The sequence below is a fragment of the Bradyrhizobium sp. WSM4873 genome (assembly GCF_055811355.1).
This window is the reverse complement of record NZ_JBVVPS010000073.1, coordinates 1-10,216: the sequence shown is the minus strand read 5'-3', so window position 1 is coordinate 10,216 and position 10,216 is coordinate 1. Positions and strand designations below refer to the sequence as shown.

General features: G+C 58.3%; 18 protein-coding genes and 2 pseudogenes. 9 read left to right on the top strand and 11 right to left on the bottom strand.

All coding sequences use genetic code 11. The features are described 5' to 3' along the window. Both AC0L21_RS37480 and AC0L21_RS37475 read left to right on the top strand, forming a co-directional pair. Positions 1–943, top strand: a 943-nt coding sequence (locus AC0L21_RS37480) for a hypothetical protein (RefSeq protein ID WP_473266967.1), incomplete at its 5' end; no start/stop codon positions are given. Positions 944–1,052: 109 nt separating this feature from the next. Next, positions 1,053–1,256, top strand: a complete 204-nt coding sequence (locus AC0L21_RS37475) for a cold-shock protein (RefSeq protein ID WP_317245370.1) — start codon at positions 1,053–1,055, stop codon at positions 1,254–1,256. A gap of 62 nt (positions 1,257–1,318) precedes the next feature. Here the strand turns inward: AC0L21_RS37475 and AC0L21_RS37470 are convergent, their stop codons facing one another. The 3 genes from AC0L21_RS37470 to AC0L21_RS37460 are packed head-to-tail and all read right to left on the bottom strand — an operon-like array spanning position 1,319 to position 2,571. After that, positions 1,319–1,528 (bottom strand): hypothetical protein, encoded by a 210-nt coding sequence (locus tag AC0L21_RS37470; protein WP_473255602.1) that lies wholly within the window; start codon positions 1,526–1,528, stop codon positions 1,319–1,321. Between the two features lie 43 nt (positions 1,529–1,571). Then, on the bottom strand, positions 1,572–1,898 hold the full coding sequence (locus AC0L21_RS37465; protein ID WP_473255603.1) for a hypothetical protein: 327 nt from the start codon (positions 1,896–1,898) through the stop codon (positions 1,572–1,574). Positions 1,899–1,926: 28 nt separating this feature from the next. Next, positions 1,927–2,571, bottom strand: coding sequence for a hypothetical protein (locus AC0L21_RS37460; RefSeq protein ID WP_473255604.1), 645 nt, complete (start codon positions 2,569–2,571; stop codon positions 1,927–1,929). A 155-nt stretch (positions 2,572–2,726) separates the two neighbouring features. Between AC0L21_RS37460 and AC0L21_RS37455 the strand changes: the two genes are divergently transcribed. Beyond that, positions 2,727–3,332 carry a methyltransferase domain-containing protein gene (locus tag AC0L21_RS37455; protein ID WP_473255605.1) on the top strand — a complete coding sequence of 202 codons (606 nt, stop codon included), beginning with the start codon at positions 2,727–2,729 and terminating at the stop codon, positions 3,330–3,332. Here the strand turns inward: AC0L21_RS37455 and AC0L21_RS37450 are convergent. After that, positions 3,314–3,619 carry a hypothetical protein gene (locus AC0L21_RS37450; protein ID WP_473255606.1) on the bottom strand — a complete coding sequence of 102 codons (306 nt, stop codon included), beginning with the start codon at positions 3,617–3,619 and terminating at the stop codon, positions 3,314–3,316. The two genes, AC0L21_RS37455 and AC0L21_RS37450, sit on opposite strands and share 19 nt — an antisense overlap. Positions 3,620–3,754: 135 nt before the next feature. Between AC0L21_RS37450 and AC0L21_RS37445 the strand changes: the two genes are divergently transcribed. From AC0L21_RS37445 to AC0L21_RS37435, 3 genes are all read left to right on the top strand, one after another. After that, positions 3,755–3,958: a hypothetical protein gene (locus tag AC0L21_RS37445; protein ID WP_438742998.1), complete on the top strand. Its 204-nt coding sequence runs from the start codon at positions 3,755–3,757 to the stop codon at positions 3,956–3,958. A gap of 146 nt (positions 3,959–4,104) precedes the next feature. After that, the gene (locus AC0L21_RS37440; RefSeq protein WP_473255608.1) at positions 4,105–4,323 is read left to right on the top strand and encodes a hypothetical protein; all 219 of its coding nucleotides are present in this window, start codon (positions 4,105–4,107) and stop codon (positions 4,321–4,323) included. A 162-nt stretch (positions 4,324–4,485) separates the two neighbouring features. After that, complete coding sequence (locus tag AC0L21_RS37435) at positions 4,486–4,740, top strand: hypothetical protein (protein ID WP_473255609.1); 255 nt, start codon at positions 4,486–4,488, stop codon at positions 4,738–4,740. Here the strand turns inward: AC0L21_RS37435 and AC0L21_RS37430 are convergent. The 3 genes from AC0L21_RS37430 to AC0L21_RS37420 form a co-directional block, all read right to left on the bottom strand. Next, positions 4,737–4,859 carry a hypothetical protein gene (locus tag AC0L21_RS37430; protein ID WP_473255610.1) on the bottom strand — a complete coding sequence of 41 codons (123 nt, stop codon included), beginning with the start codon at positions 4,857–4,859 and terminating at the stop codon, positions 4,737–4,739. The genes AC0L21_RS37435 and AC0L21_RS37430 overlap by 4 nt on opposite strands. A gap of 80 nt (positions 4,860–4,939) precedes the next feature. Continuing rightward, positions 4,940–5,263, bottom strand: coding sequence for a hypothetical protein (locus AC0L21_RS37425; protein ID WP_473255611.1), 324 nt, complete (start codon positions 5,261–5,263; stop codon positions 4,940–4,942). Between the two features lie 18 nt (positions 5,264–5,281). Beyond that, a complete protein-coding gene (locus tag AC0L21_RS37420) occupies positions 5,282–5,752 on the bottom strand; it encodes a DUF3037 domain-containing protein (RefSeq protein WP_473255612.1) in 471 nt (156 codons plus the stop codon). 1,086 nt (positions 5,753–6,838) lie between these two features. Here AC0L21_RS37420 and AC0L21_RS37415 point away from each other — a divergent pair. After that, positions 6,839–7,039: a hypothetical protein gene (locus tag AC0L21_RS37415; RefSeq protein ID WP_473255613.1), complete on the top strand. Its 201-nt coding sequence runs from the start codon at positions 6,839–6,841 to the stop codon at positions 7,037–7,039. Positions 7,040–7,439: 400 nt separating this feature from the next. Continuing rightward, positions 7,440–7,583: a hypothetical protein gene (locus tag AC0L21_RS37410; RefSeq protein ID WP_473266965.1), complete on the top strand. Its 144-nt coding sequence runs from the start codon at positions 7,440–7,442 to the stop codon at positions 7,581–7,583. Positions 7,584–7,645: 62 nt separating this feature from the next. Here the strand turns inward: AC0L21_RS37410 and AC0L21_RS37405 are convergent, their stop codons facing one another. Genes AC0L21_RS37405 through AC0L21_RS37395 form a run of 3 tightly spaced genes read right to left on the bottom strand, consistent with a single transcriptional unit; the run spans position 7,646 to position 8,756 of the window. Further along, complete coding sequence (locus AC0L21_RS37405; RefSeq protein WP_473266963.1) at positions 7,646–8,011, bottom strand: hypothetical protein; 366 nt, start codon at positions 8,009–8,011, stop codon at positions 7,646–7,648. Further along, positions 8,008–8,457 carry a type II toxin-antitoxin system VapC family toxin gene (locus AC0L21_RS37400; protein ID WP_317245360.1) on the bottom strand — a complete coding sequence of 150 codons (450 nt, stop codon included), beginning with the start codon at positions 8,455–8,457 and terminating at the stop codon, positions 8,008–8,010. Before AC0L21_RS37400 ends, AC0L21_RS37405 begins: the two co-directional genes overlap by 4 nt. Next, positions 8,454–8,756 carry a hypothetical protein gene (locus AC0L21_RS37395; RefSeq protein ID WP_317245359.1) on the bottom strand — a complete coding sequence of 101 codons (303 nt, stop codon included), beginning with the start codon at positions 8,754–8,756 and terminating at the stop codon, positions 8,454–8,456. The genes AC0L21_RS37400 and AC0L21_RS37395 overlap by 4 nt, the downstream gene beginning before the upstream one ends. 548 nt (positions 8,757–9,304) lie before the next feature. Between AC0L21_RS37395 and AC0L21_RS37390 the strand changes: the two are divergent. Further along, positions 9,305–9,466, top strand: a pseudogene (locus tag AC0L21_RS37390) (recombinase family protein); the annotation flags it as partial. Between the two features lie 21 nt (positions 9,467–9,487). Here AC0L21_RS37390 and AC0L21_RS37385 read toward each other — a convergent pair. Continuing rightward, positions 9,488–10,216, bottom strand: a pseudogene (locus AC0L21_RS37385) (tyrosine-type recombinase/integrase); the annotation flags it as partial.

Here is a 10,216-nt window from a genome sequence, read left to right as displayed (position 1 = left end):
GAACGGGTGGCCGCCTTCGATCGGAATGCATGGTCGCGTTCAATCGGAATCTCTGGCCGCAATCCCCGGAATCCGCACCGAGAATGGCGACGTCGCCGCATTGATGCCAAAAACAATGTGCGGTTTGTCTCCTATCCGCTCGGTGGGGCGGTGGCAACACAGCCAAGCAGGTTATAGGCTTCGTGGCGCTTGTTGCGGTGGCGGCGTTCGCCGGTCGATTGGGCCTCGCAATTACGGACTGTCAATTTTCAGTTCAAGGATTTTTATAGTGTCGGCAGCTAACCTTATCGTCGCCTCTGATGGCGCGCATCTCGTCTCGGACGGGCTTGTCTGGAACACAGCAGATCAAGCAATCACTGCGATTTGCAACAAGGCTGTCCTGTTGCCCCAGTTCAAAGCAGCCGCAACGGTCCGCGCTGAGCAATTTGTTGTTTTCCAGGCCGTGTCGCTCGCTTTGTCGACGATGGCGGCTAGCGGCTTTGACGACTTCAAGCAGGCAATCGGTCCCACGCTTATGGAGCTGAATGCCAGGATGGCCGCAATGGGTGCTGCGGGTCCACTTGAAGTTTCGGTCGCAGGAATCTCAGAACAGCACGGCCCGGCCGGTTTCCGGATGACGACGCTGCAGGCCGGCGGCGAGCACCTCGAACCATGGCGCGTGATCGATTTTCCGCGGGGCTTCAACCCATGTCCGTGCATCAGCGAGGCGGACGAGCGAGAGATCCGTGCGGCAATAGAGAAGGCGCCGGCAACGCTGGAAGCGCACGCAATTGCGGCGCTGAAAACACAGCGTGACATCGCTAGCCGAGACTACGCTGAGGGCCGGACGCCATGTTGGGTGGGCGGCTTCGCTCAGATCACTACCATTTCGGCAGAGACTATTGCCACGCGCATCATCCATCGTTGCAACGATGATGTTGTCCCGGCGAAGTTGGCAGCGTGAAACTCGCCCGCAGGGGCCGAGCCGAGGGAGTGCGCGCGTCCAGACGATAGCCTTGCTTTTGTCTGAGTTCCGGTACTAGTTTTCGTTTCTGCAAAATGGAGAAGTTGAAGTGGCTATGGGGACTGTGAAGTGGTTCAACCCGACGAAGGGTTACGGGTTCATTCAACCTGACAGCGGCGGCAAGGACGTCTTCGTCCATATCTCAGCGGTTGAGAAGGCTGGTTACACCTCCTTGGCAGAGGGAGCTAAGGTTAGCTTCGATGTCGTGAACAACCGCGGAAAAGACTCGGCGGAAAATCTGCGAGTCGGGTGAGGCGCCCGAGATCCGGTCCAGCGCGGACTTAAAGCGTTTCGGCAGGCAAGGAGCGCGAGTGCTCAATGTACTCCGGTGGCCGTGCCTTTTGAGATCGCACGCGTCACAGCCTCAAGACGGGCTGCGATGCCGCTCATCCGGCGTGCCGTATCTTGAAGCGCAGCTACATCGGTCCGCCCGGTGCCGGTCGCGAGACTGAGGTCCTTCTGCAGGTGCTCGAATTCTGCCTTGCACCGGTCCAACTCCGCGAGAAGCATTGCGAATTCGTCCATTAGCGTTCTCTCTAGTCAAGATGGACGGGTACCGGACGAACCCTTACCGGTCGTAGGTCCGGCCGCCAGTGCTAATGCCATAAAGTGTCGCTGAGTAAGGAAGTCGAGCCAGAATTGTCGCGTTCTTCGCTATCGCTCCTGCTGTGATGCCGCGGCACAGCAGCGTAACACCTCCGCTGTTTCGTGCGCAGAACGCGTCTGGGCTATCGATGAATGCCAGCCCTTTTGCGCTGGTCCAGGGTTTGCGCATCAAAATGACCGTGCGGCCTTCCGGTAGGGCGCCGATCGGTTGAATGACAAAGATCGATATGAATTGTGCGCCGATGATCAGCGCAACGATCGCAGCCAGAACAGATAGCCATGCTTTCATGATGTCGCCCCAAAATGCGTCAACAAGCTCATTTGCTCGGCTTCATTGAGCTCGACTTAGATGTCGTCCAGCGGCAGGTCACTGCGATCCGATTCCGTGCGGCTGTGACATCATTCAAGAGGAAAGTGCCGTCGCTGAAGCTGCCTTGAAAGCCAGTTGCTCTGATGAACAGCTTGCCTTGGTCCGGGAGCAAATTCATAAAGTCTCGAGCGCCGGGAATAAAAATCGCCCTTCCGTTCGTGCTGCCGATACCAGCCACTCTTGCGGGTGAATCTCCGTTGATCCGGATTAGAAGGTCGTAGCGGTTTGCGGTGCCAGAAATAACGAGATCGGGCGGGATAAAGACGGCCTCCGATTTGTTCTCCCAGCATCTGAGGATCAGCAACGATTCACCGGCTTCGCCCTGGAGCATTGCGACGAGCTGATCGCTGTCATCGATCGGGGATTTGCTCTCTCGGAACGTCCACTTACCTCTGACCGGAGTGGGCTCGGTGCTTGAGTCTTCATCCTCGCCTTTTTTCCCGATGGCATCGAAGCACTTCAATCTGTCTGCGTCGCCCGGGATCTTCTTGCAGACGGCGAATGCCAACAGTTCGAACTGAGCTTCAGCCGTCGGCGCCGAACTAGCCAATAGCAAGAGTGCCATCACGCCGGCTGCAATTATCGACCTCATTCTGATTCCCCCATCACCGGCCCGAATTCAATCGCAACCGGAGCGCGAACGCAAGCCGCAGTGCGTCGGCTTGACCCGGGCTCAAATCGAGGGATTCCCTTCCTCCACAAATCGCGTATGGTCATGTGATGGCACAGAACAGATCTCACGCTGTCATGGCGCAGCGTACCGAAGCCTCTGATAGTCGGGACGATTTTCCGACCCCGCCGTGGGCAACGCGGGCGCTCCTTGCTCATGTGCTGAAAGACTTCGGGCCCTTTAACCAGCAGTCTGTTTTGGAGCCCGCGTGCGGAGTTGGCTACATGGCGCGACCGTTGGCTGAAAGCTTCGGGCAGGTATTAGCCTCGGACATTCATGCCTATGGGTTCGGGGCGGTGCGGGACTATTTAGCGGTCCCATATGAAGCGAACGCAGTAGATTGGGTCATAACAAATCCACCGTTTCGGCTTGCGGAGGAGTTCGTCCTGCGGTCGCTAATCGTGGCAAGGAAGGGGGTAGCGATCCTTGCAAGGACGGTATTCATCGAGAGCGTCGGCCGCTATCGTAATCTCTTTGTCCAACATCCGCCCTGCAGATTTGCGCAATTCTCGGAACGCGTGCCGATGATTAAGGGCAGAGTGGACCGGTTGGCTTCCACCGCAACCGGCTACGCATGGCTTGTCTGGTCGAAAGAAATGCAGCGTGAAAATCCGGCGCTCGTCTGGATCCCACCTTGCCGCAAGGCTCTTGAGCGCGACAGCGACTATTCTGATCGATCGTAGCGATCCATACCGTCTTTCAGGCTCTGGAGAGCGGAAGCATTATCGCTCGCCTCAAGTGCTTTTATTGCCTTTTCGACAAAGGCGTGCAGGCGGCGCCCCTTGATGCCGGGTGGACCTTTAGGTGGCAATTCGGCAGCTGGCGCCGCTTCGTTCGTGCCGAACTTTCCTTGAGATGCCTCGACAATGCGCGCTTGGTTTTCTCCGAACCAAGCTGCTACGTCGTGTTGATTATCTCCGCGGGCCAACATCCCGATCGCGATTTTTGCATCGTGGATTGTCATTGCCATGAGTAGTTCCCCCCAGCCTTTCCTTGAGCTAAGCGCAACCAGGGCGATAGCGCAAGAGGCAGCGCAACAATATGAGCTTGGCGGTGTGGCCGTGAGGGTGCAGTCTAGTCCCCTACCGGGTGGCGGGAGGTATAAGTGTCATTCAAGGTTATCGACGGCGACGGGCCGGGCAGGGAAGAGAGCGATCGTAAGCAGGATCAGCAGTTTTCCCGCGACGAATTTTCGTGGGCGATCCGAGATTGTGCTGCCAACATGCTTCGTATCATCCGGGGCGCAGGAAAGCCTTACGAGCTCATGAGACAGATGCAGATGGCGCTCAGTACTTCTGCAAAGTTTTAGGAGGTCCACGGCTACTGGCCGCAGGAGGTCATTGTGAATGATCTCCGGATCGAGGACGAGGCCGCGAATGGTTTAGCAAAGCTCGAGAAGGCGCCCTCGATCAAGACTCAGTCGATCGTTGGCACGAAGACGGTACTTTCGATAGGATGGCAGCTGAACACACAATGTTTTGCGGAGCGCTGCAGCTCATAACGTCCGAAATGATCGGACAAAGCACGCAGAAGGCTGCCGGCAGCCGCGAATTTCACGACGGACTTCGCGAATACCAACAGGTGCGCGAAGCACAGCTTGAAAAGCGCCGTCGGGAGGAGAAGGCTCGTCCGTCATCTAAGAGACCAAAGGTCAAAAAGAAAATCGTTCTGTAGAAAGCATCTGAGATCCATGCCAGCCTACCTCGTCCGCCTAATAAAGAATCAGGATATCGTCGGTTTCTTCTCGTCGCCGACTTAGAGGAGCTCGCCGAGGCGGTCGACGAGTGCACCGACGTTCCTTATTGCGAATACCTGGAGCTGCCCTCAGGCGGCATCATGTGGACAAGTCCGGCCACCGCCCTTCCGCTGAAACGCGGCAATGAGGATGAGGGGAAAGAAGCTGAGCAGATCCCTTGGGTATCTGCAGAGTTGTCTGAAGGCTGGTGGGATGGGGTTTACGGCTATCGTGAGGAGGACTGGATAGCTTTTGATCCACACTTCACCGAGCAGCCGGATCCGCCGTTTGTGGGTCGACAAATGGGACCTGGACATGTGATCCCTTTGAAGGGTCGAAAGCGCGGACAATCTTAGAAGCCGAACTCTCGCTCTCGCTTTTCTAGCACCTTCGGCAACTCCAGCATAGCAACCGGCCATCTACCAGCCGCCAGCTGTCGATTGATCTCGACGATTGCTTTTCCCTTGTCGGACATGCTTCGCACCTTACCACGCTGAGCTGACGAAATATCAGCCCGAACTGGTTAAGAGCACCAGCAGGTTAGCGAGCTATGAACTAGCGGGCTGCCATCACCCACTGATGGATAAAACCTTCGCGCTGATCAGGTTTGTTCCAGTCGACGATCTCCGAAGCATGCATGCGAGCGATCGCCAAGGCCTCATCGATTCTCGCCTTGGGTCCCTTTGCCCGGTATGCGAAAACTCGCTGCTCTGCCTGTATTTCCTGCTGCGCGACGTCGAGTGTTATAACCCCCTCGAAGAGTGCCGGAGGGGGCGGTCCATCCTCGATCAAGTCGAGGTCGACCAGTTCACAGACGCGCATCACACTATTGCGGAGCGCCAAATCAGCTCGAATGCTGGGCGGCTCGGTATGGGCCATTCCGGAGGGATCTTATGCTCAGAGATGGCTCCAACGTCGCGGATAGCGGCGAGCACCTTCTCGTTGCGGAAACTTTCGAACTTCCGTCGCCAAGCGTGACGGGCCTTTTGCTCTTACAATCGCCGAGCGCGGTGCAACAACGAACGTTGCCAACAGCATGTCCATTTGGGATTGGTAGCTCTCGGGCTTTTCGTCATTGACGGTAAACGATCCGAGATCCCCAAGGGTGAATGCTCCAACGCTTGAGAGCGCGCTGTGTCGCTCCCGAGACGAGAGGGCAACACTACCCAACCGGCTTAGAATTCCCACCGCGCTTTCAAGATCAGTGTCGGTGATCTCTGGAAACAGCATACGGGCTCGGGTGAGAACTTCCCCCAGGCGAACGTCTATCTCGCCATCTCGAAATACGACCACACCCAAGTTGACACTCTCGCCGCGCGCGATATCCGGGACGAGGCGGAGAACGGCAAAGTCAAATGTATGTGCCATTTTTCAAGCCCTGCAAAAGCAACTTAGCCCGCGCGTCACGACCACCATCTCGCCATCAGACAACGATTCCGTCTCGATCGGCTGGTGACTGCCAATCCAGCGGTATCGAGGTTAATATGGCCTCAATTTCGGCGACCGGTAGCTTTGCCAGACGATCAACTGTTCCCGCGGCAGATGCCACGTCTTGTCTGAATGGGGCAACGACAGTCTTAAACCACACTCGCGTGGCAGAGTTGAGAAGAATTAGCGGGTCAAGGCCCGGGATCGCGCATCCTTGGCCGGTGCGGCCGTGTTGGCACGTGTCCTATGTGCCTATGTTGGCACGGAGAGCCACTCCGACAACAAGAATTGGGGTGTGACGATCCTGGGCAAGCCGCTTGCGGAGACCGTCGCTCGCCTCGCATAAAGCACTGCCCGCCGGTGACGAACCGGCGGCACTTCCCAATAAGGGAGAACCGATGACCCTGCCGGCAACGATTGATGAAGAACAGGCAGTCCAACACGTCGTGGACTGGCTTGCGTGGGCTCGATCGAACAAGGTCGACATTTTCGGCGTGAGCATCGGCTTCGCGAGTGAAGGCGGCGGACGGCGCTTTGCGAAAGAGCAAATGAAGCGTTTCGCAGCGGCTCACGTCGACCACCGCCTTGTAATGATGACGGCCGCCATGGAGGGCGATGGGCTCGCCCAGGACGCTTTGCTGGAGCTCTGGCGAGAGATGGAAAGCAGGCGAGCTGCTGACGAAGCACGCCGCTCAGATTTCGATTGCGCCCCCGCGCCGCAAAAGCCGGTGATAGCCAGCAGACCTATCTCTTCCGCGATATCGCCATTGTCGCCCTTGTGGACGCGCTCTGTAAACCGCCCTTCAGCCTTAAGTCGACACGTGGGGCGGCGGTGCGAGCCAAGGGAGGTCCTGCCAGCGCCTGCTCCATCGTTGCAGGCCAATTTGGGCTTGGCGAGGACTCGGTCTGGAAGCGCCTTAAGTCCCATCTCTAACTGTAGGTAAAAGTTCGCCCCCGAAGAATTCCTATGACTGCCCGCGCCTCCGCAGGCATGTTCCGAGCAAATGCAGCGGAAAGGGACTTTTGATGCCTCGCGCCCCGAGCACGTTCAGAAAGAACGACGTCAAGCGAGCGATCGTGGCGGCAACGGCGGCCGGCATGCAGATCGGCTCCGTCATGATCGACAAGAGCGGAAGGATCGTCATACAGCCGGCCGGCACGGCGTCAGGCCTAGATGATCTCGACAAACAGCTAGCGGAGTTCGAGGCGCGACATGGTGCGGGTTGATCTCAAGGTCGCGAGGGCCGTCATCGAACTGATGGCGCATGACCTCCTGCTCCAGGGCGTTCAGCGTGTTATCGACGAGGCAAAGCTGGCTCGCCTGAATGCCTAGGCGCTCGGTCCATTTCACGAGCCGCCGCGTCGGTAAGCATGAAGGTTGGGCAAGCGGGATCGCCGCAGCCGCAAGGCCGGATTTCGCCAGAGGAAAGTAGCGCCTTGAACCGGCGTCGGAGCTGATCCAGTTCACGGACCGTTAGTTCCAGGGCGCTGCGGATGCCGGCATCGCGGATGTGGTGAAGCGAGGGAAGTCGGTGGATTCGGCACCCTCTCGCGTTTGCCATATCCCCGTGCTGAGCACCCGGATTGTGTCGTCGATGGCCTGTTGGAATGCGCGGAGATTGCTCTCTTGTTGAAACGGCATCCGAAACGCCGGTTGATCGAAGGCGCGGACGAACATCGACAGGGCCTAGTCGTCATCGACGTCCTGCAACTTATCGACGAAACTGCGCAGCTCGACCTCGCTATCAGGAAATGGAACGCCCTCGACTAGGCGCCGTAGGAGAAATTCGGCTCGAAGCCGCAGATGCTCCTCGAACTCCGCGCCGGACCAGATCACCAGCCCAGTTTCGCGGCTGCCGAGCGAACCTCGTCGCGACGCTGGGCCGAGATACAGCTGCGGCATACAAACTTGAAAGCGTCAGGTTTGCCCGTCGCGGCGTTGACCGCTGCCATATCCTTCTCAGCCTTCGCTTGGGTCAGGCTGCCTCGATTGACGCATTGAATCACTGTGCGCTCGCCCGGTTGGTCGTCGAACGGACGTGCACCGATGATGTCGCGCCCTTGGTCGCTTCCCGTCTGGCCGAACCAAGCAAGATCAGTCCAGCCGTCGCAAAGGTGGTAGGCGAACACAAGGCGCTCGAACTCGCTGCCGCCGAAATCCTTGAAATGAATCGGCCGGACCGTTCGAGCTATCGTCACCTGCCTGCCTCCTGGCCTCCAAAGCTACGGAGCGGGTTGATGATCTGAACGCCCTCGAAATCCTTTTCATTGTCGGTCACGACAACGCAGTCGTTAGCTTCGGCTACGGCGGCAATGATTGTGTCTAGGACGCTTCGCGAACGGCCTTTGGCTTTGCCATTGACCATCAGCCGCGCCCAGACGAGGCCAGCTTTCTCGTCGAACGATAGGACGCGGCCGGCGAACAGGGCTTGCGGGCCTTCGGGGCCGGCGAACCAAGTTTCAAGGCTGCTCCGCTTCTTGCCCTTCGGCTTCTCCAAGATACCTCGACAGATTTCGGCGACGGTAAGCGAAGCAATGAAGAGGTCGTTGTCCTTCTGCGCGCCCATCCAAGCCAGCAGCGAGCCCGACGGCTCCGGCTTTATGACGTTGCTGATGATGTTTGTGTCAAGGAGATAGCGGGTCACAGATCGACCTTACGTCCCTCTTCTCGCGGCCGGCCGAGGTCGAGATCCGCGCCAACCAGAGGTGAGCGACGCAAAGCGGCGAGAATGCCGCCCGCTTTCGCAGGCTCGCCCGCCACTGCCTGCTGTATGGTGCGGCGAAGCTGCCCGGCTTCCGGACCTTCCTCCGTCAATTTCCGGGCAAGGGATCGGAGTAGATCGCGGTCGGCGTCGAGCGCCTGGATCTCGAACCGCGCGATGCCGCGCTCAGTCAGACGAGACCGATAATTCTCGAGGGCTCTCTTCTGCGCACTGTTGCTCATCGCCTGCCTCCGTGCTATATCCAGATATATAGCCACGTTTTCCTTGGAGTGCAAGGCTGGTGGAATTGTTATCGGTGCCGGCAAATGAAGACGGCCTCTCCAAGGTGCTGGGGAGTGCCATCATAGCAAGACGTCCCCCTTTGAAGGGAGGCGATCACAAAATATGATCGCTACGACGGACGGTCGACCCGTGCCTCGCCGCTACGCTGCCACCCTCCAGCATTCGCTCCGTTTCCATTCAAGTCATTGATTTACAAGATCTTTCTATCTTGCCAACGCGCTATCAGTTGGCATCATTGTCACGAAGCGGAGTGTTCCGCACGAGGACAAGGACGCGATCGTGGCGCGACCGAGACGTACAACAGCCGAAAAGCTTCGTGTGGTCGCCGATGCGTCCCACGAACCGCCTGTGCTTGCGTCATCGAAGCCCGATCCACGCCTCGGCCAATCTGGTCCGACTGCTGGCGCCACAGGCCGCGCGGGACTTCGTTCAAGCCGAAGCAGACAGCCGGACGCGAGACCGCCTCTCGGAGTAAGGAGGTCGCCTCATGAAGGTCGCGCTCTATGCCCGCTACTCATCGGACAATCAACGAGACGCCTCGATGGAGGATCAGTTGCGGCTCTGCCGCCTGCATGCCGAGAAGCAAGGCTGGACTGTCGTTGACAGCTGTACCGACCGGGCGATCTCCGGCGCGTCGCTCTTGCGCCCCGGTATTCAAGAGCTGATCGGTGACCAGCTGCGCAATGTAGTCGTGAGCCGCTTCGAACGCCATCTTGCGGATGATCCACTGTCCGTCATGATTGTAGACCTGATCGATTCCCCTTGGTTTTTGCCCAACACACAGCCGCTGAATTTCGTTGTCGTAGCCGCAGCGTGACATGATGGTGCGCAAGCTGCGCCTTAAGTCATGCATGGTGAACTTGGCGACGCTCGCTTCCTTGACCAGTCGGTCGACCATCTTGGTGAAGCCGGACATCTGGCCGCCTGTCTTTGGTGACGGGAAGACATAGTCCGAGGTTGCCCGCTCGAAGTGTTTCGCGGCGGTAAGCACCTCGTCAACAAGATGGGTGCGCGGCACGTCGTGGTGTAGGCCCATTTTGGTCCATGCCGCATCGAAGGTGATGCGATCATCCATGATGTGCTTTTGCCACTCGATCATGGTTGGTTCGCTGCGACGCGGGCCACCGAGTAGGCACATGCGTGCCAGGAGCCCGAAAGTCCCGAGCTTGCCGGATGCATCCCAAACCTTGATGATTTCCTCATCGGTCAGCGCGCGACCCTTCGTTCGGCGTCCGACCCTTTGCGCGCGCGTTTCCTTGGGCGCGCGATAGCCAGCGAGTACGTTGTGCTCGACATAGCCCTCGCCGACGCACCATTCTAGCAAGGTATGCACGTGCTTGCGCAAGTCCTTGGCTGCGCCGCGCTTGCCGGTCTTGGCGATCTTGTCGACCGCAGCCAT

What these genes read in the sequence shown, in the direction of transcription:
- AC0L21_RS37470 (WP_473255602.1), bottom strand. Translation starts at nt 1,528, where the DNA reads ATGGACGAATTCGCAATGCTTCTCGCGGAGTTGGACCGGTGCAAGGCA.
- AC0L21_RS37465 (WP_473255603.1), bottom strand. Translation starts at nt 1,898, where the DNA reads ATGAAAGCATGGCTATCTGTTCTGGCTGCGATCGTTGCGCTGATCATC.
- AC0L21_RS37460 (WP_473255604.1), bottom strand. Translation starts at nt 2,571, where the DNA reads ATGAGGTCGATAATTGCAGCCGGCGTGATGGCACTCTTGCTATTGGCT.
- AC0L21_RS37455 (WP_473255605.1), top strand. Translation starts at nt 2,727, where the DNA reads ATGGCGCAGCGTACCGAAGCCTCTGATAGTCGGGACGATTTTCCGACC.
- AC0L21_RS37450 (WP_473255606.1), bottom strand. Translation starts at nt 3,619, where the DNA reads ATGGCAATGACAATCCACGATGCAAAAATCGCGATCGGGATGTTGGCC.
- AC0L21_RS37440 (WP_473255608.1), top strand. Translation starts at nt 4,105, where the DNA reads ATGGCAGCTGAACACACAATGTTTTGCGGAGCGCTGCAGCTCATAACG.
- AC0L21_RS37435 (WP_473255609.1), top strand. Translation starts at nt 4,486, where the DNA reads ATGTGGACAAGTCCGGCCACCGCCCTTCCGCTGAAACGCGGCAATGAG.
- AC0L21_RS37430 (WP_473255610.1), bottom strand. Translation starts at nt 4,859, where the DNA reads ATGTCCGACAAGGGAAAAGCAATCGTCGAGATCAATCGACAGCTGGCG.
- AC0L21_RS37425 (WP_473255611.1), bottom strand. Translation starts at nt 5,263, where the DNA reads ATGGCCCATACCGAGCCGCCCAGCATTCGAGCTGATTTGGCGCTCCGC.
- AC0L21_RS37420 (WP_473255612.1), bottom strand. Translation starts at nt 5,752, where the DNA reads ATGGCACATACATTTGACTTTGCCGTTCTCCGCCTCGTCCCGGATATC.
- AC0L21_RS37415 (WP_473255613.1), top strand. Translation starts at nt 6,839, where the DNA reads ATGCCTCGCGCCCCGAGCACGTTCAGAAAGAACGACGTCAAGCGAGCG.
- AC0L21_RS37395 (WP_317245359.1), bottom strand. Translation starts at nt 8,756, where the DNA reads ATGAGCAACAGTGCGCAGAAGAGAGCCCTCGAGAATTATCGGTCTCGT.